Origin of the sequence: Lacrimispora indolis DSM 755 (assembly GCF_000526995.1) — a bacterium.
In the GTDB taxonomy this organism is placed as follows: Bacteria; Bacillota; Clostridia; order Lachnospirales; family Lachnospiraceae; genus Lacrimispora; species Lacrimispora indolis.
The window spans coordinates 256,058-279,230 of record NZ_AZUI01000001.1 but is presented as its reverse complement, the minus strand read 5'-3'; the positions used below and the strand labels follow the sequence as shown (position 1 = coordinate 279,230).

The 23,173-nt window shown below is 45.7% G+C and carries 17 protein-coding genes and 1 pseudogene; 15 read left to right on the top strand and 3 right to left on the bottom strand.

Annotated elements, in window-relative coordinates; translation table 11 throughout:
- Positions 1-142: 142 nt before the first annotated feature.
- From K401_RS0101360 to K401_RS0101340, 4 genes are all read left to right on the top strand, one after another.
- A complete protein-coding gene (locus K401_RS0101360; RefSeq protein WP_024291281.1) occupies positions 143-3,625 on the top strand; it encodes a DNA polymerase III subunit alpha in 3,483 nt (1,160 codons plus the stop codon).
- Positions 3,626-3,690: 65 nt separating this feature from the next.
- Positions 3,691-4,665, top strand: a complete 975-nt coding sequence (pfkA, locus tag K401_RS0101355) for a 6-phosphofructokinase (protein WP_024291280.1) — start codon at positions 3,691-3,693, stop codon at positions 4,663-4,665.
- A gap of 66 nt (positions 4,666-4,731) precedes the next feature.
- Complete coding sequence (locus K401_RS0101350; RefSeq protein WP_024291279.1) at positions 4,732-5,325, top strand: lactate utilization protein; 594 nt, start codon at positions 4,732-4,734, stop codon at positions 5,323-5,325.
- 212 nt (positions 5,326-5,537) lie between these two features.
- Positions 5,538-6,674: a glycoside hydrolase family 88/105 protein gene (locus K401_RS0101340; protein WP_024291277.1), complete on the top strand. Its 1,137-nt coding sequence runs from the start codon at positions 5,538-5,540 to the stop codon at positions 6,672-6,674.
- Between the two features lie 62 nt (positions 6,675-6,736).
- On the opposite strand, the gene K401_RS0101335 is transcribed toward K401_RS0101340, so the two are convergent.
- Positions 6,737-7,603, bottom strand: coding sequence for an AraC family transcriptional regulator (locus tag K401_RS0101335; RefSeq protein WP_024291276.1), 867 nt, complete (start codon positions 7,601-7,603; stop codon positions 6,737-6,739).
- Positions 7,604-7,832: 229 nt separating this feature from the next.
- On the opposite strand from K401_RS0101335, the gene K401_RS0101330 reads away from it, so the two are divergent.
- From K401_RS0101330 to K401_RS0101305, 6 genes are all read left to right on the top strand, one after another.
- Complete coding sequence (locus tag K401_RS0101330) at positions 7,833-9,215, top strand: ABC transporter substrate-binding protein (protein WP_024291275.1); 1,383 nt, start codon at positions 7,833-7,835, stop codon at positions 9,213-9,215.
- A gap of 94 nt (positions 9,216-9,309) precedes the next feature.
- Complete coding sequence (locus K401_RS0101325; protein ID WP_156945239.1) at positions 9,310-9,969, top strand: glycoside hydrolase family 88 protein; 660 nt, start codon at positions 9,310-9,312, stop codon at positions 9,967-9,969.
- 2 nt (positions 9,970-9,971) lie between these two features.
- Positions 9,972-10,871: a carbohydrate ABC transporter permease gene (locus K401_RS0101320; RefSeq protein ID WP_024291273.1), complete on the top strand. Its 900-nt coding sequence runs from the start codon at positions 9,972-9,974 to the stop codon at positions 10,869-10,871.
- Positions 10,872-10,876: 5 nt separating this feature from the next.
- Positions 10,877-11,728 (top strand): carbohydrate ABC transporter permease, encoded by an 852-nt coding sequence (locus K401_RS0101315; protein WP_024291272.1) that lies wholly within the window; start codon positions 10,877-10,879, stop codon positions 11,726-11,728.
- 197 nt (positions 11,729-11,925) lie between these two features.
- Complete coding sequence (locus K401_RS0101310; protein WP_024291271.1) at positions 11,926-13,479, top strand: glycoside hydrolase family 28 protein; 1,554 nt, start codon at positions 11,926-11,928, stop codon at positions 13,477-13,479.
- 13 nt (positions 13,480-13,492) lie between these two features.
- Positions 13,493-14,323: a sugar phosphate isomerase/epimerase family protein gene (locus tag K401_RS0101305; RefSeq protein WP_024291270.1), complete on the top strand. Its 831-nt coding sequence runs from the start codon at positions 13,493-13,495 to the stop codon at positions 14,321-14,323.
- Positions 14,324-14,451: 128 nt separating this feature from the next.
- Here K401_RS0101305 and K401_RS0101300 read toward each other — a convergent pair whose 3' ends face one another.
- Together K401_RS0101300 and K401_RS0101295 are read right to left on the bottom strand one after the other, a co-directional pair.
- Positions 14,452-15,942, bottom strand: a complete 1,491-nt coding sequence (locus K401_RS0101300; RefSeq protein ID WP_024291269.1) for a tagaturonate reductase — start codon at positions 15,940-15,942, stop codon at positions 14,452-14,454.
- 85 nt (positions 15,943-16,027) lie between these two features.
- Entirely contained in the window at positions 16,028-17,509 is a 1,482-nt protein-coding gene (locus K401_RS0101295; RefSeq protein WP_024291268.1) for a UxaA family hydrolase, read from the bottom strand.
- A gap of 286 nt (positions 17,510-17,795) precedes the next feature.
- On the opposite strand from K401_RS0101295, the gene K401_RS0101290 reads away from it, so the two are divergent.
- The 5 genes and pseudogenes from K401_RS0101290 to lysS form a co-directional block, all read left to right on the top strand.
- The gene (locus K401_RS0101290) at positions 17,796-18,803 is read left to right on the top strand and encodes a LacI family DNA-binding transcriptional regulator (RefSeq protein ID WP_024291267.1); all 1,008 of its coding nucleotides are present in this window, start codon (positions 17,796-17,798) and stop codon (positions 18,801-18,803) included.
- A 264-nt stretch (positions 18,804-19,067) separates the two neighbouring features.
- Positions 19,068-19,415 (top strand): DUF6145 family protein, encoded by a 348-nt coding sequence (locus K401_RS0101285; RefSeq protein ID WP_024291266.1) that lies wholly within the window; start codon positions 19,068-19,070, stop codon positions 19,413-19,415.
- 5 nt (positions 19,416-19,420) lie between these two features.
- Positions 19,421-20,413: a tRNA dihydrouridine synthase DusB gene (gene dusB, locus K401_RS0101280; RefSeq protein WP_024291265.1), complete on the top strand. Its 993-nt coding sequence runs from the start codon at positions 19,421-19,423 to the stop codon at positions 20,411-20,413.
- Between the two features lie 85 nt (positions 20,414-20,498).
- Positions 20,499-20,981 carry a transcription elongation factor GreA gene (gene greA, locus K401_RS0101275; protein WP_024291264.1) on the top strand — a complete coding sequence of 161 codons (483 nt, stop codon included), beginning with the start codon at positions 20,499-20,501 and terminating at the stop codon, positions 20,979-20,981.
- A gap of 151 nt (positions 20,982-21,132) precedes the next feature.
- Positions 21,133-22,590, top strand: a pseudogene (gene lysS / locus K401_RS0101270) (lysine--tRNA ligase); the annotation flags it as partial.
- Positions 22,591-23,173: the final 583 nt, after the last annotated feature.

The window sequence follows — 23,173 nt, the reverse complement described above, 5'->3', positions numbered from 1 at the left end:
TTACGGTTCTGCCATGCAGGAACAATACCATAACGTACGAGACAAAGAAATTTGGGACAAAAGGTTTTCCAGCATGTTCCTTTATGATATACTATATACTGCGGACTAAGGTACACACAGGTAAAAAAGAAGGGAAAATCAAATGGCATTTACACATTTACACGTCCATACGGAATACAGCCTGTTGGACGGCTCCTGTAAGATAAAAGAACTTGTGTCCAGGGCAAAGGAGCTTGGAATGGACAGCATGGCCATCACGGATCATGGCGTGATGTACGGCGTCATTGATTTTTACAGGGCGGCCAGAGAGGCGGGAATAAAACCCATCATCGGGTGTGAGGTATATGTGACTTCCGGATCCAGGTTTGACAGGGAAACCGTGGGCGGCGAGGACCGGTACTATCATCTGGTCTTATTGGCTGAGAATAACCAGGGATACCAGAACCTGATGAAGATCGTCTCAAAGGGCTTTGTGGATGGATTTTATTATAAACCAAGAGTTGATTATGAAGTTTTAAAAGAATACAGTGAAGGGATCATTGCATTAAGTGCCTGTCTGGCAGGAGAGGTACAGAGGCTGGTCAGCCGCGGCCAGTATGAAAAGGGCGTGGAAACCGCTCTCCGCTATCAGGAGATATTCGGGAAGGGGAATTTCTTCTTAGAGCTTCAGGATCATGGGATACCGGCGCAGAATACGGTGAATCAGGGCCTTCTGCGGATGAGCCATGAAACAGGGATCGATCTGGTGGCGACCAATGATATTCACTATACCTATGCAGAGGATGCCACTCCCCACGACATCCTGCTGTGCATCCAGACCGGAAAAAAGGTGGCTGATGAAAACCGCATGCGCTATGAAGGCGGCCAGTATTACTGCAAATCCGAAGAGGAGATGCGGAAGCTTTTCTCCTACGCAGGAGAAGCCATTGACAACACCTACAAGATCGCAGAGCGGTGCAATGTGGAAATCGAGTTCGGCGTGACCAAGCTGCCCAAATACGATGTGCCGGAAGGATATGATTCCTGGTCGTATTTGAATAAGCTTTGCCTGGATGGCTTTGAGCGCCATTATCCCCAGGCTGAGGTCACATTAAAAGAAAGGCTTGACTATGAGCTGGATGTCATTCACACCATGGGATATGTGGACTATTTCCTGATCGTATGGGATTTCATCCACTATGCCAGATCCAGGGACATCATCGTGGGGCCGGGACGAGGTTCTGCGGCAGGAAGTATTGTATCCTACTGCCTGGGGATCACCAACATCGATCCCATCCGCTACAACCTGCTGTTTGAGCGGTTCTTAAATCCGGAACGTATTTCCATGCCTGATATTGATGTGGATTTCTGCTTTGAACGACGGCAGGAGGTCATTGACTATGTGGTCGAAAAATACGGGAAGGACCAGGTGGTTCAGATCGTGACCTTTGGTACTCTGGCCGCCAAGGGTGTGGTCAGGGATGTGGGAAGGGTGCTTGACATGCCCTATGCCCGGTGCGACGCCATAGCAAAGATGATACCCGGAGATCTTGGCATGACCCTTGAAAAGGCTTTAAGGCAAAGCCCTGACTTAAGAAATGCATACGAAGGGGATCCGGAGGTCAAATACCTCATTGATATGTCCATGCGTCTGGAAGGACTGCCGAGACATACCTCCATGCATGCCGCCGGAGTTGTTATCAGCCAGACCTCAGTAGATGAATATGTTCCCCTTTCCAAAGCAGCTGACGGAACCATTACCACACAGTTTACCATGACGACCCTGGAAGAACTGGGGCTTTTAAAAATGGATTTCCTGGGACTGCGCACCCTGACGGTCATCCAGAATGCGGTGAAAGCCATTGAGAAAAACAGGAACTTGATCCTGGATATAGACCGGATCGATTATAATGATAAGGCGGTTTTAAATTCCATAGGAACCGGAAGGGATGATGGGGTGTTCCAGCTGGAAAGTTCCGGCATGAAGAGCTTTATGAAGGAGCTGAAGCCGGAAAGCCTGGAAGATATTATCGCCGGGATTTCCCTTTACCGCCCAGGCCCCATGGACTTTATCCCCAAATATTTAAAAGGGAAGAATGACCGGAATTCCATTACCTATGAATGCACCCAGCTGGAACCTATCCTGGATCCGACCTATGGCTGTATCGTGTACCAGGAGCAGGTAATGCAGATCGTAAGGGACCTGGCCGGATATACCATGGGCCGCAGCGACCTGGTGCGCAGAGCCATGTCAAAAAAGAAAACCTCTGTCATGGAAAAGGAGAGGCAGAACTTTGTTTATGGAAATCCGGAGGAGGAAGTGACAGGGTGCATCCCCAATGGAATCGATGAAAAAACGGCAAACCACATCTATGATGAGATGATTGATTTTGCTAAATACGCCTTTAACAAGTCCCATGCAGCAGCCTATGCGGTGGTGTCTTATCAGACCGCTTTTTTGAAATATTATTATCCCCAGGAATTCATGGCGGCCCTCCTCACCTCTGTTATGGACAATGTATCCAAGGTATCGGAATACATTCTAAGCTGCAGGCAGATGGGGATATCCATCCTTCCGCCGGATATCAATGAAGGAGAAAGCGGATTTTCCGTTTCCGGAAGATCAATACGCTATGGTCTGTCTGCCATTAAGAGCGTGGGAAAATCCGTGGTTGAGCTTATTGTGGCGGAGCGGGAGCAAAACGGTCTGTATCACGATATGGAAGATTTTATAGACCGGATGAGCAATAAGGAGGTCAACAAAAGAACTCTGGAAAATTTCATAAAATCAGGAGCATTGGATACCCTTCCTGGTACAAGAAAGCAGAAACTTCTGACCGCGCCGGATCTTTTGGAACAGAGAAGCAAGGAACGGAAGAATACCATGGAAGGCCAGATGACCTTGTTTGATATTGCAGGGGAAGAAGAAAAGACTCATTTTCAGGTGACCTTTCCCGATGTAGGGGAATTTTTAAAGGAAGACCTTCTTGCATTTGAAAAGGAGACCCTTGGCATCTATTTAAGCGGCCATCCCATGGAAGCCTTCGAATCCACCTGGAGAAATAATATCACCGCAACCACAATAGATTTTGTTGTGGATGAGGAAACGGGAAAAGCCGGTGTGGCTGACGGTGCTTATGTGACCATTGGAGGCATGATTACCGGAAAAACTGTAAAAACTACCAGAAATAATAAGATGATGGCATTTATCACCTTGGAAGACCTGGCAGGGGCAGTGGAAGTGATCGTGTTCCCAAAGGATTATGAGAGCAAGAGAGACCTTTTTGTGGAGGACTCCAAGGTATTCATACAGGGAAGAGTATCGGTAGGAGAAGACCCGGTGGGAAAGCTGATCTGTGAGCGGGTGACCCCATTCTCAGCCCTGCCAAAGGAGCTGTGGCTGAAATTTTCTGATAAGGAAACCTATATGGCCGTGGAAAGAGAAATTTTAGATGATTTAAAAGAATCGGAAGGTGATGATTCCGTCATCATTTATCTGGAAAAAGAGCGGGCCAGAAAGGTCTTGCCGGCTAACCGGAATGTAAATGCGGCGGGAAGACTCATCGATGCACTGGTAAAAAAACTTGGTGAAAAAAATGTCAGGCTCGTAGAAAAAAAACTTGAAAAGATTGGTAAAATGAATTAGAATACAACGTGTATGCAATGAGAAACTTACAAAAACAGATATCCGTGAATCAGGAGGAAGCTACTATGGCAAAACAAGTGAAAACCATCGGCGTATTAACCAGCGGCGGCGATGCACCAGGTATGAATGCTGCGATCCGTGCTATTGTCAGGACTGCAATCCATAAGGGATTGGAAGTAAAGGGGATCATGAGGGGATACGCAGGCCTTCTGCAGGAAGAAATCGTTGATATGACCAGCACCAGTGTATCCGATATCATCCACCGGGGCGGAACCGTTTTATATACAGCCAGATGCCAGGAGTTCACCACTGCCGAGGGGCAGAAAAAGGGCGCTGAGATCTGCAGAAAGCATAATATTGACGGCATAGTGGTCATTGGAGGAGACGGATCATTCAGGGGAGCAGGAAAGCTTTCTGCCCTTGGAATCAATACCATCGGACTTCCCGGAACCATTGATTTGGATATTGCCTGTACCGATTATACCATTGGCTTTGACACGGCTGTCAACACGGCTATGGAGGCCATTGATAAGGTACGTGATACATCTACCTCCCATGAACGCTGCAGCATCATTGAGGTAATGGGACGTAATGCAGGCTATATTGCCCTTTGGTGCGGTTTTGCCAACGGCGCAGAAGATATTCTTTTACCGGAGCGCTATGACGGGGATGAGCAGGCTCTCATCAACCGTATCATTGAGAACAGAAAACGGGGCAAAAAGCACCACATCATCATCAATGCAGAGGGGATCGGCCATTCTTCTTCCATGGCAAAGAGGATTGAGGCGGCAACAGGCATTGAGACCAGAGCCACCATACTGGGTCATATGCAGAGGGGCGGCGCTCCTACCTGTAAGGACCGTGTCTATGCTTCCATCATGGGCGCAAGGGCAGTGGAACTTCTCTGTGAGGGAAAGAGTAACCGTGTAATAGGATATAAGCATGGAGAATTCGTGGATCTGGATATTCAGGAAGCCCTTAGCATGACAAAGGACATCCCTGAGGATCAGTACCGGATCTGCAAAATGCTTGTGAGATAAGGAAACAGCGGAAGGTTTGACGGCCGGAAGAATACAGGCCTGTAGATATGGAAGGGGACGGAAGAGATGGAATATGGGGGAATCAGGCAAAACTTTGAAAAACACGGGTTTTCCACCCAGCTTTTCTCCACTAAGGAAGCAGCACGGGATTATCTAGTGTCTGCCCTGAAAAATCAGACCATTGGATTTGGAGGAAGTGTGACCCTTCAGGAGATGGGCTTATTTGAAGCGCTGCAGCAAACCAATGCCGTGGTATGGCACAACAAGGTACCTTCCAGGGATGTGCGGTACATGGCCAGTTGTGCGAACATCTATATAACCAGCGCCAATGCCGTAACAGAAGGCGGGCAGATCGTAAACATTGACGGGACAGGAAACCGGGTCGCTATGACCGCTTTTGGTCCCCAGACATGCTATTATGTTGTGGGCAAAAATAAAATCACCCCAAACCTAGAAAAGGCCATTTACCGGTGCAGGAATGTGGCTGCTCCGCAAAATGCCCGGAGAATCAATGCAAAGACTCCATGCGCCAGGAATGCAGACAAGTGCTATGACTGCAGCAGCCCAGCCCGCATCTGCCGAATAACGGCAGTCATTGACCGGGCGCCTATGGGCATGAAGTGTGAAGTCATCTTTGTGGATGAGGTATTGGGATATTAATAAAAGAATTCGGCGAGAGCAAACGGGACTTTTCAGTGAAATCCCGGCTGTTTCCCGCCTTTTTTTGTATGGGAACAATAAGAATTTTTCTTTAAGGGGATTTGACAACCGGAATCTTTCCGGTTATGCTGATATAAGGATGACCGCAAATGGATGGGAAAGCCTCGCGAATATCCGATTAACAAGGGACAGGAAGCAAGGAGAGAAAGAACATGGATGTAATTGAAAAGTATATCAATGAACTGATGGAAAAGAGTACGCCGGACCGTCCGGTATGGAACATCGAGAAACTGCTCCAGGGAGAGAAGGCCGGCTGGAATTACATAGACGGCTGTATGATCAAATCCATTTTAGAAATGTACGCCATCACCGGAGATTTAAAATATCTGGATTTTGCCGACACATTTATTGATTACCGGGTGAGAGAGGATGGAACCATAGATGGCTATGATGTGGAGGAACGGAATATCGATAATGTCAATGCAGGAAAAACCCTGTTTGAGCTTTACGATCTGACGGGAAAAGAAAAATACAGAAAGGCCATTGATCTGGTTTACAGCCAGATCGGGAAGATGCCCCGGACAAAAGAGGGAAACTTCTGGCACAAGAACATTTATCCAAACCAGGTATGGCTGGACGGCCTGTACATGTGCCAGCCATTTTATATGGAATATGAGACCCGGTTTCATAATAAGAAGAACTGCGGAGATATTTACAGCCAGTTTGCCAATGTGGTAAAGCTCATGAGGGATACGGAGACCGGGCTTTATTACCATGCATATGATTCCTCCAGGGAAATGTTCTGGTGCGATAAGATGACAGGACTGTCCCAGAATTTCTGGCTGAGAGCCTTAGGCTGGTACGCCATGGCTCTTCTGGATACCATGGACAAATCAGACAAGTCAGACGGAGAAAGCTTAAAGCACATGGAAGAAGCGTTCCGGGACCTGATTGACTCCATGCTGAAATACCAGGATGAAGGCGGTATGTGGTATCAGGTGGTAAACTTAGGGGGCATGGACCGGAATTACCTGGAGACCAGCGGAAGCGCCATTTTTTCCTATGCTATTTTAAAGGGAGTCCGTCTAGGCTATCTTCCGGAATCTTACGCTGTATATGGGAAAAAGGCTTTCCAGGGAATCTGCCGGACCTATCTTCATCTGGAGGAAGGGAATATGAGCCTGGGAGGGATCTGCCTGGTGGCAGGACTTGGCGGCAAAGATAAGAGAAACGGAACTTATGACTATTACATGTCCGAGCCTGTTGTAAAAGATGATGCCAAGGGAGTAGGCCCCTTCCTTCTTGCCTATACGGAAATGAGAAGAACCGGATGGGTATATAATAAATAAGAAAACAGGAAAATAAATGGGGATTGCGGCGCCGGCTGACCGGGCTGCAATCCCCATTTATTTTAACTTAAGCTGTTCTGCGCATATTTCTTTGGTGAAATCCCCACTTTTTTCGTAAATGCTTTAAAAAAGTTGCTGTAATCATTAAAACCGCACATGCTGTAAGCCTCATTGACGCTGTAACCGCCTGACAATAGTCTCTGAGCCAGCTCGATGCGGCAGGAAATGATATAGGAATTGATGGTGGTGCCGGTGCTTTTTTTAAAAAGCCTGCAAAGGTAAGAGGTGCTTAAATAAAAATGAGCTGCAATTTCTCCTATGCTTAATTGAGAATCAATGTTGTGATGAATATAGGTGATGATATCGGTCACCTTACTGCTGTAATACTGCCTATGCAATTTCGATTCTACTCCAGGAAAAGTCTCTGTGGCCAGTTTTGTCAGGAAAACCATGAACTCGGCAAATGCAGCCCGCTCTTCCACATCTTGTCCGAATCCGCCTTCTACGGCCAATTTGTTAAAATAATACTTAAAACGCCGCTGCTGTCCCTGGTTTAAGGGGAGGTGATGGGAAAACCTCTTCGGCCTGTGGGTAAAACAGTAGGTCAGATCCGTCTGCGGCGTAGAGATGCTTTCCAAATAAGAAGGATCGATGTATATGACAAATTTTTCGTGGGGAATGGAAGAATCGATCTGCAGAACCTGGTGTTTTTCATATTGATTGATCATGAACAGGCTCCCCGGTTCCATCCGGTAATTTTTATCATCTATAAAAAACGTGCACCCTCCGCTGGCGGAAAAGTAAAGTTCATGGCAGCGGTGGCTGTGCATGCTTAAAACTCCTGGATCCTTATGGAGATGTACAATGGAGAAGGATCGGGAGGCCATGCAGTGGTCGATTCCGTCGGAAAAAGAAGTAAGTACTTTCATAAGCTGTAATTCCCTTAACTAAATTTACTAAAACTATACCATAGGATGTCAACATTTGCAATGTTTTGTGCTGAATTTGAAATGAATTATCAAGGAATGGATGTTATAATAAGAAAAAAGCACAGTGTAAGCGCTTACGCAAAGAAGCGAAAAAAATGTCGAAAAAGTGAAAATGCTTACACATTGCTTTTAAGAACTCATTTATGAGGGAGAAGAAAAAGGAGAGAGAATCATGAAAAAAATCAAACAGTGGGCGGCAATGGGGTTAGCAACTGTTATGGCAGTGTCATTAAGCGCCTGCGGTGGAAGCAAGAGCACCAGTGAAACAACTTCAGCATCAGCTGAAACAACTTCAGCAGCGGCAGGTGAGACCACAACAGCAGCCGCAACTACAACAGGAGAGCCGGTAGAGCTTAAGTTTTCCTGGTGGGGCGGTGACAGCAGACATGCTGCTACAGAAGAGGCGATTAAGGCATTTGAAGCAAAATATCCGAACATCAAGGTAACTCCTGAGTATGGCGCATGGACCGGCTGGGAAGAGAAGCAGTCCTTAAATATTTTAGGCGGTAATGCCGCAGACGTTATGCAGATCAACTGGAACTGGATCGAATCCTACAGCCAGGGCGGAAAAGCCTTTGCAAACCTGGAAGATTATTCAGATGTTCTTGATTTAAAGCAGTTTACACCGGAAAGCCTTGACCTTTGCAAGGTTGACGATAAGTTAATGGCAGTGCCCATTTCCTTAACAGGACGTGTGTTCTACTGGAATAAGACAGCCTTTGAAGAAGTAGGCTGTGACATTCCTACTGACTTAGATTCCCTGTATGCTGCAGGTGAAGCCTTCAAAGCTAAGGATCCTGATATGTATCCCTTAGCCCTTGGCGAATATGACCGTATGATTTTAATGGTTTATTATCTGGAATCCAAGTACGGCAAAAACTGGGTTGAAGGCGGCGAGGTCAACTATACGGAAGAAGAAGTGAAAGACGGAATGGATTTCATGACTGAGCTGGAAACAAAGCATGTCATTCCTAACATGGCAACTCTCCGGGGCGATATGGCCGATTCTCTTGACAAAAACGCAAAATGGATCGACGGCAAGTATGCAGGCATCTTTGAGTGGGATTCCTCTGCTTCCAAATTCCAGAGTGCGCTGGAAGGCAGCGTAAATAAACCTGGCCAGGAATTCGTGGTTGGAGATTTCGTTAAGATGGGCGATTATAACGGAGGCTTCACAAAGATTTCCATGGCATTTGCAGTTGCCGGAAATTCCGAGCATCCAAAGGAAGCAGCTATGCTGATCGATTTCCTGTTAAATGATGAGGAAGGCGTTAAGATCTGCTCCACTGAGAGAGGAATTCCCTGTTCTACTGAGGGCTTAAAGATTCTGGAAGCCAACAAGCTTGGCGATCCTCTGACTATTGAAGCTAACACAAAGGTTATGGGTTACAGCAAATTCAGTCTGGACAGCAAATTTGAGCACAATGACTTAAAGGCAAATCCGGACGGTGTTTACTATAAGGTATTTGGTAAGTTAAGTACAGGAGAAATCGATTCCACTCAGGCAGCAAGTGAGCTGATCAAGGGAATTACCGAGACTCTTGAAGGTTAATAAGAAATTCAGACAGTTTGAATAAATGTTACATATTCCTATGAGCCGCCATAGATTTATGGCGGCTCCCATAAAGAAAAGGGCGGGCAGAGTCATGGAATGCAGAGATGAGATATGGAAGCCGTATCAGCTGACGGGAGCCATACAGATGTATGAGGCTACTGGAGAAGAGGTCTATAAGGATTTAACGATGGCTGGTCTGAACAGGCTGGAAGAGATATCAGAAGGTCTGCCGGTACAGGATGGCCTGGCCTATTTTTTTGCTTTGGATCAGACGGGTAATGAGAAATACAGACAAAAGATAGAAACACTGGTCAGCCAGTATGATTGGACGCCGGAATTTATGCCCTTTGTGACGGCATATGAGACCAGGTATAAAAGAAAAGAACATTATAATGAGATTGCAGCGTTGTTTCGTAAGAAAAAAGGATTTACAGGATGTGATCTGGTGGCTCTTATAGAAACAGTCTGTCAGATGTCAGAAGAAATCTATGAATATTACAGGGAATTAAGGGATTTATTTAAGACTGTGATCAAGGGGAAGATAAAAGAACTCCCGGATTCTTCTGAATCCCTGGAAATCGGTTATTCCATCTTAAGGGCATGTAATACAGGCGTGCTTCAAAGGGAGAAATACAGCGGTTTCGGGGAACTTATATGGAAAATGATTGAGAGTAACAATAAAAATACATGCGCGGGCTTACAGGAAATGCTCAAAGCGCAACATACCATATTAAAAAAACAGGGGGTATAAGCATGAAGTCAAAGGGTATCCGCCAGGTCCTGGCAGATAATGCAGGATTCTTTTTCGTCTTACCATGGCTGATCGGATTTATACTGTTCAAGGTTTATCCGTTCGCCTCTTCACTGTACTATAGCTTTACGAACTATGACCTGTTTAACGGAATTACAAAAACAGGCATGATGAATTACAATAAGATATTCACCGATTCCGATATTAAAAAGGCGTTTTTTGTTACGTTCAAATATGCGATTTTTGATGTGCCGTTAAAGCTTATGTTCGCATTATTCGTTGCATACATACTGAACTTTAAACTGAAAGGAGTCAATTTCTTCCGTACCGCATATTATATTCCTTCGATTCTGGGCGGATCCATTGCCATCGCTATCCTGTGGAGAGCCGTATTCAACACAGACGGTCTGATCAATGCAGCCCTTGGCGTATTTGGTTTTGAAAAGATCAACTGGATGGCAAGCGGGGGAGGCGCAATGGCTGTTATCGTACTCTTAAGAGTCTGGCAGTTTGGCTCTGCCATGGTTATTTTCCTTGCGGCCTTAAAGGGCGTTTCCGAGGATCTGTATGAGGCAGCTTCCATTGACGGGGCAGGAAAATGGACACAGTTCTTTAAAATCACCGTGCCCTTAATCACACCGGTTATTTTCTATAACCTGATCACCCAGCTGTGCCAGGCGTTCCAGGAATTCAACGGACCATTCCTTGTAACAAAGGGCGGACCGGACGGAGCAACCACTTTAATCTCCATTTTGATTTACAACAATGCATTCCTGCGTCACAAGATGGGTATGGCAAGTGCACAGGCATGGATGCTGTTCCTCATTGTCATGACCTTTACAGCGGTAGCATTTATAAGCCAGAAGAAATGGGTTTACTATTCAGATGAGGACGGGAGGTAGATAATATGACGAGAGAGACAAAGAGAAAGATCAGTGCAGTCATCCGTTATACATTGCTGATTGCAGTTGGCCTTGTTATGGTATATCCTTTAGTCTGGATGGTGGGTGCTACCTTTAAGACAAATTCGGAAATTTTCACCAGTGCCTGGTTCTGGCCTAAAAAGCCTGTATCCGACGGTTATACCAACGCATTTGTAGATTACGGCGGAAAGATCAATCTGATCAAATCCATGCTCAATACTTATAAAATAATTGCACCAAAGGTTCTTTTTACAGTGGTTTCCGCTACGATTACGGCTTATGGTTTCGGAAGGTTTGAATTCAAGGGAAAAGGAATCCTGTTTTCTCTTATGATTTCCACCCTGTTCCTGCCCCAGGTAGTCTTAAATGCCCCCCAGTATATCATGTTTAATAAATGGGGCTGGACCAATTCCTACTTACCGCTGGTGATTCCATCCCTGTTTGCAGGCGATACGTACTTTTTGTTCATGCTGATTCAGTTTTTAAGAGGCGTGCCAAAGGAATTGGAAGAAGCCGCCAAGATCGATGGCTGCAGTTCCATTAAAACCTTGTGGTATGTGATTGTCCCTATGTTAAAGCCATCTCTGGTCTCTGTTGCACTGTTCCAGTTCATGTGGACTTCCAATGACTTTATGGGACCGCTTATTTATATTTCCGATATGCCCAAATATACAAACTCCATTTATTTGCGCATGTCCATGGATGGTGATGTGGGATTCCAGTGGAACCGGATTTTGGCAATGTCCTTGATCTCCATCATTCCTTCCCTGATCGTATTCTTCTGCGCCCAGGAAGCCTTTATTGACGGCATCGCGGCCGGAGGAGTTAAGGGATAATTAAAAAACGGGCGTAGTATATCATTGCTGTGCCCTCTGCGTTAAGGAAGTATGGCTGCTTTGGCAGCCGTGCTCCGGCGCGAGAGTCTGCATTGCAGGCTCTTTATTTATATCATGGGAAAATGCAGAACAGACTCTTGATTCTATAGGAGATAAGGTTTTTGAGAAGAAAATTAACAGGGGAGGTCAGAACCAGTATGGAATTAAAAATTGTCTTTAAAACGGCACGGTCTGTGACCGTGGAAACGGTGACCCGGCAGCTCTATGAATTTGAAACGCCGGGAAAGATCCTGGTAAACGGAAAAGAATTTGGAGAAACAAAGCGGGTCATATTTACCCTGTTTGACTTAAAGCCGGATATGGATTATAATATTTCTCTGGAAAGAAATGGAGAAAGAGCGGAAGTAAGCTTCCGTACTGATTATGAATTTGTGACGTTAAATGTAAAAGATGTTGGGGCGAAAGGAGATGGGATCCAGAATGACACCTCCTTTATCCAGGCTGCTATCATGGCCTGCCCAAAGGATAGCCGGGTATTGATACCAAAAGGAAGGTACCGGATAACCAGCTTATTCTTAAAGAGCCATTTAAGGCTTGAGCTGGCAGAAGGAGCAGAGCTTTTGGCGGATACGGACCGGTACAAATATCCCAGATTTCCCGGAATGATTGAAAGCTATGACGAAAAAGAGGATTATAATCTGGGAACATGGGAAGGAAATCCACTCCCCATGTTTGCAGGGATCATAACTGGAATCGATGCAGAGGATGTGGTGATTTATGGCCCTGGCCTGATCAATGGACAGGCTTCCTTTGACAACTGGTGGGACAATGTCCGCCAGATGAAGGTGGCATTCCGCCCCCGCACCGTATTTTTGGAGAGGTGTAAAAACGTGGTCCTTCAGGGCTTTTCCTTAAAAAACAGCCCTGCCTGGGTGCTTCATCCATATTTCAGCCAGGATTTAAAATTCTTAAATCTGGATATTGAAAATCCGGCGGATTCTCCCAACACCGATGGCCTGGACCCGGAATCCTGCAAGGATGTGGAAATACTGGGCCTGCATTTTTCTTTAGGAGACGACTGCATTGCGGTCAAGTCCGGAAAAATATACATGGGCCGTAAATATCAGACACCGTCTGAAAACATCCTGATCCGCCAGTGCCTTATGGAAAACGGTCACGGGGCCGTTACCGTGGGAAGCGAAGTGGGCGCAGGCGTTAAAAATATCCGGGTGGAGTGCTGTCTGTTCCGTAATACGGACAGAGGCCTCCGGATCAAGACAAGAAGAGGCAGAGGAAAGGATTCTGTGCTTTCTGATATTTATTTTGACCATATCCACATGGATCACGTTATGACGCCTTTTGTTGTAAACAGCTTTTATTTCTGTGATCCCGACGGAAAGTCCGATTATGTACAGTGCCGTGAGGCCCTGACCGTGGATGAGAGGACCCCTGAGATCAAGAGGCTTTCCTTTACCAACATTAAGGCGGAAAACTGCCATGTGGCGGCTTCCTTCCTCTATGGGCTTCCGGAAAGGAAAATTGAACGAATTGAATTTAAAAACGTTGATATTTCCTTTGCTGACAATGCAAAGGCAGGAGCGCCCGCCATGCTGTCGGGAGTGGAAGATTGCAGGAAAAAAGGCTTTCTCATCAGCAATGTGGATACCCTGATCTGTGATCATGTGAAGATTTCCGGACAGGAAGGGGAAGCCTTTGAGCTGAGTGACATCAATCATTATGAAGTGAGATAAAGGAGGAGTTATTATGCAGATTGGAATCCGGTTACACGATGTGGCACCAGGGACCCTGGAGGAACGGGTGAAGACCGCCCATGAGCAGGGGTTTACCTGTGTCCATTTGGCCCTGGCAAAGACAGTAAAAGAGCATTCCGTGGAGAATTCCGCCCTGACACCGGGATATGCCACTTATTTGCGTAAGAAGTTTGCGGAGCATGATGTGGATATTGCAGTCCTGGGCTGCTATTTGAATCTGGCCCATCCGGACCCAGAAGAAATCAAAAAGATCCAGGAGCGTTATTTCGCCCATCTGCGTTTTGCTTCTATGTTGGGCTGCAGCGTTGTTGGAACCGAAACAGGTGCGCCTAATGAGGAGTATCGTTATGAGCCGGCCTGTCACTCGGAGGAAGCGCTTCAGACTTTTATCACAAATCTGCGGCCGGTTGTGGAATGTGCGGAAAAGTTCGGGGTGATCATTGCTATTGAGCCGGTGTGGAGTCACATTGTATATAACTCCAAGCAGGCACTGAAGGTGCTTAAGGCTATTGGCTCGCCTAATTTAAGAATTATCCTGGATCCGGTAAATCTTTTGTCAGCGGAAAACAGTGAACAGTATGAGCAGGTGATTGCAGAGGCCATTGAGGATTTAGGCCGGTATACGGATGTCCTACATATGAAAGATTTTGTGGTGGAAAACGGCCGGATCGTTTCCGGCGCTCCGGGAACCGGAGTCATGAAATATGATGTGATCATGGATTTTGTGAAAAAAGAAAAGCCGTATATTCAGATGACCATTGAGGACAGCAAGCCGGATAATGCGGAGTGGTCCAGGGAATTTCTTGAAAATTATGGCGGTTAAGAAGGTAAACTGAAAAAGAAAACAGATAATTTTTTTCATGAAAAATCAAAAACACCGATATCTCCAATCCTGGTGATACCGGTGTTTGTTTTCTCAGGTCACTGTGCTATATGAATTACTTATATTGATCAGTTTAAGCAATCCTTCATAACTTCATAAGCGCCTTTTTCTTTTAAGTCTTTTAAATACCCTGTCACGGCATCTTCAAATCCTGTAATTTCACTTAAATCCTCATCCCAGAAATCAGCATTGGTGCAAACTGCATGAACAAGGGAAGCTGCATCGTCATCTTTGTGATCATAGAAGAACTGAAGGATCGGCTTATCATCCTTGACGGTGTATTCGTCACCGGCAGGACGTGCTGCAACAAGGCCGTCATCCGTGAGATTCATTCCGTTGTAGAATGCGATGTAAAAAGCAAAGGAGGCTGTTATGCATTTGGGAAGCGTGCCTGTGTTTTCCACATAACTCTTAAGAGAAGGCATAACCCGGGCTTTCCATTTGGAAGTGGAATTTAAAGAAATGGATAACAGGGCATGATCAATAAACGGGTTTTTAAAGCGCTCTGTAACAGAGGCTGCAAAACTCATTAATTCTTCTTTTGGGAGAGTCAGGGTAGGGATGATCTCATCGTAAATGGTCTTATTCATGAAGCCGCAGATCACTTCGTCCTCCATACAGTTGCGGACAATATCCTGTCCCGCAAGGTAAGCGCCTAATACAAAGGAGGTGTGGGCACCGTTTAATATGCGGACTTTTCTCTGCTTATATGGCTTATGGTCGTTACAGATGATAACAGGAAGGCCTGCTTCTTCAAAGGGCAGTTCTTTCTTTAAGCTGTCCGGTCCCTCGATGACCCAGAATCCAAAGACTTCGCCTGTATCAATGATGTTATCCTCATAGCCTAATTCCTCGCAAATGGCAGCAGCTTCATTTCTCGGATACCCGGTAACGATGCGGTCTACCAGAGTGGAGCAGAAGATGTTCTCTGCTTTGATCCAGTCAATGAATTCCCCCCCAAGGTTCCATTGCTCAGCGTATTTTAAAACACATTTTTCCAGTTCTTTTCCGTTATTATCTATCAGCTCGCAGGAGAGGATGACAAAACCCTTTCCAGTTTCCTTTCCCAACTTTTCAAATCTTCTGTAAAGGAACTGAGTCAGTTTTCCAGGGTAGCTGTCAGCCGGGACATCTGTAAACTGGCAGGAAGGATCATAGGTAATACCTGCTTCGGTGGTATTGCAGGCAATAAAACGCAGATCAGGATTATCCGCACAGGCAAGTACGGTCTCATAATCCGTATAAGGATTTAAGCATCTGCTTACACAGGAGATCACACGCTTGTCATTTACCTTCTGCCCGTTTTCAAAACCACGGAGGAAAAGAGTATAAAGTCCTTCCTGTTGGTTGATCATATCTGCGAGACCTGGTGCAATGGGCTGGCATAAGACAACCTTGGAGTTGAATCCGGTCTTTTCATTCAAAACGTCGATAAAGTAGTCCACAAACGCCCTTAAGAAGTTACCCTCGCCGAACTGCAGCACACGCTCAGGAGCCTCCTTTAAAAGGTATCCGTCAAACCCAAGCTTTTCCAGTGTTTCATAACATAACTTTTCCATTGAATTTATCTCCTTTTTTCTTCATTGCATAGTTCAATTCCCATTCTGGATTCATAAATGAACACAGAATGACATAGTAGTTGAATTATAAGGTCACACCCTGTTTAAAGATAGCCATGTCGTGGAAGCCTGCCTCTTCGGATTTCACCTTTTTGCCGGAAGCCACTTCAATGACAAAATCAAAGAATTGGTTTTTAAGGGTATCCATATCCGTATCCTCCACCAGTACTCCGCAGTTAAAATCAATCCAGTTATTCTTCTTTGTGCTTAAGGCGGTGTTGGTGGAAATCTTCATGGTAGGCACCGGACAGGCAAATGGGGTTCCGCGGCCTGTAGTAAACAGGACAATGTGGGCGCCGGAAGCGGCCAGAGCCGTAGAGGCCACTAAGTCATTGCCTGGAGCGCTTAAGAGATTTAACCCCTTGGTACGTACCGGTTCTCCGTATTTTAAGACATCCATGACCGGAGCGCTGCCGGATTTCTGGACGCAGCCTAAGGATTTGTCTTCCAGTGTGGAGATGCCGCCCTTTTTGTTGCCTGGGGAGGGATTTTCGTATATGGTCTGGTTATGGCTGGTAAAATAGTTTTTAAAATCATTGATTAAGTCCACGGTCTTTTCAAAGACTTCTTCATTCTGGCTGCGGTTCATGAGAAGGGTTTCCGCACCGAACATTTCGGGAACCTCTGTCAGAATGGTGGTTCCGCCCTTGGAAACCAGCATATCGGAAAATGCCCCTACCGTGGGATTGGCTGTAATTCCGGATAAACCGTCGGAACCGCCGCATTTCATACCGATGACGAGTTCGCTGCAGCTTATGGGCTCCCTGCGGAACGTGGCTGCATATTCAGCCAGCTGCCCAATGAGCTCCATGGCATCAGCCATTTCATCCTCGGACTCCTGAGCTGCCAGGAACTTTACCCTGCGTTCATCGTAATCTCCGATATAGGGTTTCAGCTCGGCAATGTTGCTGTTTTCACAGCCAAGGCCCAGGACCAGAACACCGCCTGCATTTGGATGGTTGATCAAATCAGCCAGAATGGTCCGGGTATATTCCTGGTCATCGCCCATCTGGGAACAGCCATAGGGATGTGGAAATGCCGCAACCTCGTCAATGGTGCCGCCAACGTACTTCTTTGCCATGCGTTCCAGTGCAGTGGCTATGTTATTGACACAGCCAACCGTAGGAATGATCCAGATTTCATTGCGCACGCCCACTTTTCCCTCCGGTCTGCGGTAACCCTGAAAGAATCGTTCGGCAGTAGGAGCAACGGCTGTTTCCTGTCTGTCGTAAGTATAAGTCAGTAAATCCCCCAAACCTGTTTTTAAATTGTGTGTGTGAATCCAGGCCCCTGTCTTAATATCTTCCTTTGCCATGCCAATGGCACAGCCGTATTTGATGACGGATGAGCCGGCAGGTATATCGGCGAGGGCAAACTTGTGGCCCTGTGGAATATCTTCCAGAAGCGTAACAGTGTTTCCGTCAATCTCCGCGGCAGTGCCGGAAGAAAGCGGTTTTAATGCGACTGCAACATTGTCTCCGGAATGAATTTTGATAAAATCCTGCATAAGCTTCCTTTCCTTTCTTCGTATCATTTTCCATTGATACACGTAATGTAAGTACTTACATAAAACATACACTATTTTAGTGTATACGTCAATAGGGAAAGAAAAAAAGAGATTTTTCTTTTTATTTAAAGGAATAGATTAAGAAAAATAAAAGATTTTTCTTAGATTAAATCAGCAATAACAGTTGCTTTACTAAAAATTATCTTGTATAATGGATCAGGAAAAGTGTAAGCGCTTACGCTCACTTGACCCGTGGAAATTTTATAATGCTAAAGGGACAACCAGGATGAACATTTATGATATTGCAGAGCTTGCAGGAGTTTCCATCGCTACCGTGTCTCGGGTGGTGAACGACAGCCCCCGTGTGAGTGAGAGAACAAAGCAGAAGGTCAGAGCGATTATGGAGGAGAACGGCTACACTCCCAATGTATTTGCCAGGGGATTGGGGCTTGATTCAATGAAAACCATCGGGATTTTATGTCCTGATGTGTCAGATGCCTATATGGCTACAGCGGTAGCACATTTAGAGAGCCGCATGCATGAGCATGGTTATGATTGTATTTTGTGCTGCAGCGGATTTGAACAGTCAGTTAAGGAAAAATATGTCAGCCTTCTTCTTGCCAAGCGGATCGATGCGCTCATTATGGTTGGTTCCACTTATGCAGGGACAGGGGAAGCGGATAAAAAAACACAGTATGTCCGGGATGCGGCAAAGCAGGTTCCTGTGTTCCTGATCAATGGTTATCTGGACAGTGAAAATGTATACTGCGCTTATGGGGATGATTATCAGGCAACCTACAGCGTAACCAGCCAGATGATTGAGACAGGGCGGCAGCGGATCTTGTTTCTCTGCGATTCCCGCTCTTACAGCGCAACTCAGAAACTGGCAGGCTATGAAGCCGCTTTAAAAGCTCACGGACTTCCGGTGCTTGGAGATTTAAAGCTTTATGTAAAGAACCGGATCCATACGGTAAGAGATATTCTTCTGGAGCGCCGTGATTTAAAATTTGACAGCGTGGTTGCCTCTGATGACGGCCTTGCTGTGGGAGCGATTAAATATGCCAATTCAAAACTTTTAAAGATTCCGGAAGATCTGTGCATTACCGGATTTAATAATTCTGCCCTGTCCATATGCAGCGATCCTGAGCTTTCTTCCATTGATAACAGGGTGGAGGAACTATGCAACATCACCGTTGATAATATGATGAAGATCCTTTTGGGAGAAAAGACAGAAGTCAGCAGGAACAGCCGGGTGACATGCCGGCTGATTAAGCGGTGTACCACGGATTTTTAACCTATTGCCATTTCTTTTCTTGTATGCTACAATATAAAATCAGTAAATGATGGAAATACTTAAGGGCATACCTTTATGAGCAGGGCAGGCTCCACCCGGTAAGACCGGTTGGACTCTGCCCAAAAAGTATGGGCGGCAGTAAGGAAACACCCTGCAGGTATCCCTTTACACCCGGTACACCCGATAATGCGGGGTGCGCTGAAGCGAGGCGAGTCATGTTCAAAGAGCTTGGGTGAAAATAAGGAAAGAGCGGTGGCAGGAACGATGGAGCAGGATGGAGACAATGTGGTGCTTTGCGGTGCCAATTCCTATGAGCAGAAATATTATTTTAACCAGCAGTTTTCAAGCCTCCCGGAAAGCATTAAGCAGGAGCTTCAGATCATGTGTGTGCTTTATACCGAAGATGTGGGAGGAATCCTTGTTTTGGAATACGATGAGGAGGGCACTCTGGAATTTAAGGTGACGGCAGAAGAAGGAGATTACCTGTTTGATGAGATCGGAAGCGTGCTGAAGATCAAACAGTACCGGAAGGAGAAACGGGAACTTTTGGAAGCCCTGGAAATGTATTACCGGGTGTTTTATCTGGGAGAAGAATTGGAAGGCGGAGAATAAGATACGTGAAGCTTAGAATTGGAAATGTGACGTTGGACAACAACCTGATACTGGCACCGATGGCAGGGGTTACAGACCTGCCATTTCGTTTTCTCTGCAGGGAACAGGGCTGCGGCATGGCAGTGACGGAAATGGTCAGTGCCAAGGCGGTTTTATATAAAAACAGAAACACAAAAGAACTGCTGAAAGTAGCTGATGGAGAAGGCCCTGTAAGCCTCCAGCTATTTGGCTCTGACCCGGAGATCCTGGCAGATATTGCGGCCCAGGTGGAAGAGGGACCTTATGCGTTCATTGACGTAAACATGGGCTGTCCTATGCCCAAGATCGTAAATAACGGAGAAGGGTCAGCACTTATGAAGGATATCAGGCTTGCAGAGCGCATTTTGACAGCCATGGTAAAGGCTGTTAAAAAGCCTGTGACCGTAAAATTCAGAAAGGGTTTTACAGAAGAGGACTGCAATGCCGTGGAGTTCGCTAAAATGGCGGAAGGCTGCGGAGTGGCAGCAGTAGCTGTTCACGGAAGAACCAGGGAACAGTATTATTCAGGAACAGCGGACTGGAATATTATAAGGAAGGTAAAGGAAGCTGTGGAGATTCCGGTCATTGGAAACGGCGATGTATTTAAGCCGGAGGATGCCAGGGATCTTATGGATAAAACAGGCTGTGACGGGGTGATGATCGCCAGGGGAGCCAAGGGAAATCCCTGGATCTTTTCAAGGACCCTTCACTATCTGGAAACAGGAGAGCTGCTTCCTGGACCTACCAGAGAGGAGATATCTAAGATGATCATCCGCCACGGAACCCTTGAAATGGAGCACAAAGGAGAGTCTGTGGCCATGCGCGAGATGCGCGGGCACATGGCATGGTACACTGCCGGCCTGCCCCATTCCGCAAAGCTAAGAAACGATATCAACCAGGTGGGAACCATGGATGAATTGAGAAAATTTGCGGAAGAAAGGATCGGAAAAATCCGGTCAGATAAATGGAATCAGGAGTAGTTGTATTCTTGACATTTTCAGATGTTTACGCTATAATATTTGGAATGCGAATGAGCGAGTATGAAACCAGGAGGAATCAAAAACCATGGTAGACAAGAAAAATATTTTAACCTACGAAGGCCTTAAAAGATACGAGGATGAGCTTCAGAATTTAAAAGTAGTGAAACGAAAAGAGGTCGCCCAGAAGATCAAGGAAGCCAGAGAACAGGGCGATTTATCCGAGAACGCTGAATATGATGCTGCAAAGGATGAGCAGAGGGATATTGAGCTGCGTATCGAAGAGCTGGAGAAGCTCCTGAAGAATGCAGAGGTCGTGGTAGAGGATGAGATTGATTTAGATAAGATTAACATTGGCTGCAAGGTAAAAGTCTACGATGTTGACGAGGACGAAGAGATGGAATTCAAAATTGTGGGTTCCACGGAGGCAAACAGCCTTCAAAATAAAATTTCCAACGAATCCCCGGTAGGTCATGCCCTCATCGGCAAGAAAGTGGGAGATGTGGTAGACGTAGAGACACAGTCCGGAGTGATCCAGTATAAGGTATTGGAAATCCAGAGAGTGTCTTAGGTATTTTTTGGGCAAAGCTGAGTGCAGCAATGGCTGAACTTGGAAAATTAGCCGTTCGATGAGCCGACCGGCGAATCGGACTTCTTTAACATAGTTCACAAAGGAGTGAAAACAGGTGGCAGAACAGCAGAATCAAAACCAGAATCAGGTTATGGAAGAAGACATAAACCATTTGCTGAAGGTCCGCCGGGAAAAGCTGGCAGAGCTTCAGGAGACGGGAAAGGATCCGTTTAAAGTTACAAAGTACGATGTAACCGTACACAGCAGTGAAATCAAGGAACAATATGACGAATGGGAAGGAAAGGAAGTATCCATTGCAGGACGTCTTATGTCAAAGCGTGTGATGGGGAAAGCTTCCTTCTGTAATGTACAGGATTTAAAGGGCAATATTCAGTCCTACGTTGCCAGAGACAGTATCGGAGAAGAGGAATACAAGGAATTTAAGAAGCTGGATATCGGTGATATCGTAGGCATTAAGGGAATTGCGTTTACAACGAAGACTGGAGAAATTTCCATCCATGCTGAGAGTGTTCAACTGCTTACTAAGAGTCTTCAGATTCTGCCGGAGAAGTTCCACGGTCTGACCAATACGGATATTCGTTACAGGCAGAGATATGTAGATTTAATCATGAATCCCGAGGTAAGGGATACTTTTGTAAAGCGTTCCCAGATCATCAAGTCCATCCGTGACTATTTAGATGCCCAGGGCTTCATGGAGGTGGAGACGCCAATGCTGGTTGCCAATGCAGGCGGCGCTGCGGCAAGACCGTTTGAAACCCACTACAACGCCCTTGATGAGGATGTAAAGCTGCGCATTTCACTTGAGCTTTATTTAAAGAGACTGATCGTAGGCGGTTTGGAAAGGGTTTATGAAATCGGACGCGTTTTCCGCAACGAGGGTGTGGATACCCGCCATAATCCGGAGTTTACTTTGATGGAATTATATCAGGCTTATACCGATTACCATGGCATGATGGACCTTGTGGAGAATTTATTCCGTTCTGTGGCTCTTAAGGTTCTTGGAACAGCCGTGGTGACCTATGACGGCGTGGAAATTGACTTGTCAAAACCATTTGAGCGCATAACCATGGTAGACGCTTTGAAGAAATACAAGGGCATTGATTTTACTGCCGTTCATACGGATGAGGAAGCCAAAGCTCTGGCAGACCAGTACCATGTGGAATATGAGGCACACCATAAGAAGGGCGATATTTTAAGCCTGCTCTTTGAGGAATTTGTAGAAGAGCATTTGGTTCAGCCTACCTTTATCATTGACCACCCGGTGGAGATCTCCCCTCTTACCAAGAAAAAGCCCGATGACCCGGATTATACGGAGCGTTTTGAGCTGTTCATTACAAAGCGGGAGATGGCCAATGCTTACTCTGAGTTAAATGATCCATTGGATCAGATTGAACGCTTTAAGGCACAGGAAGCACTGCTTGCGGCAGGTAATGATGAAGCCAATACCATGGATGATGATTTTGTAAATGCACTCATGATCGGTATGCCTCCGACTGGCGGTATTGGAATCGGAATCGACAGGTTTGTTATGCTGCTTACGGATTCTTATGCGATAAGGGATGTGTTGTTGTTTCCGACGATGAAGAGCAAGGATGTTTAAAAAGTCTTAGAACCCTTGATTTTACGAGGTTCTATTAACATGAGAATTATTAAAATTAATGATTTGACACCAGTTTGACACCAAATTAATAAGATTTGACACCAATTATACAAGAGCCTTGGTATGATATAAAACATAAACTTAATATATTTTGGACATCTGAATAAGTCTATAAGCTTGTAGAAATATGAGTCTATAGGCTTATTTTAGTGCCTAAAAGTATCATGTGAGGAAAAATCTGTACCTGTGCCAGTAAACGTCAATATGAGTTTTCTGGTGCGTTACATGGGTACTATAGCTGCATCGCAATAGCCGGACTTGAAATAGTAGTTTTATAGCAGTCAATATGTGTAACTACCTGTAAACATTGTAGCGGTTTTCTAAAGAGTATTTATGATAGTAAATACGATATGTTCTTTCTTATTATATAGGTTATATATTATTTCAGTTCAGTAAGTGAGGAAAAAGTGCCGTCTTTGATGGGAGTTAAGTTTGGAAAGTGAGGAACCCCCTCCGTTGCCGAACTCTCGCAGAAAATATTAAGGAAACATAATAAGCGAAAGAGGTAAAG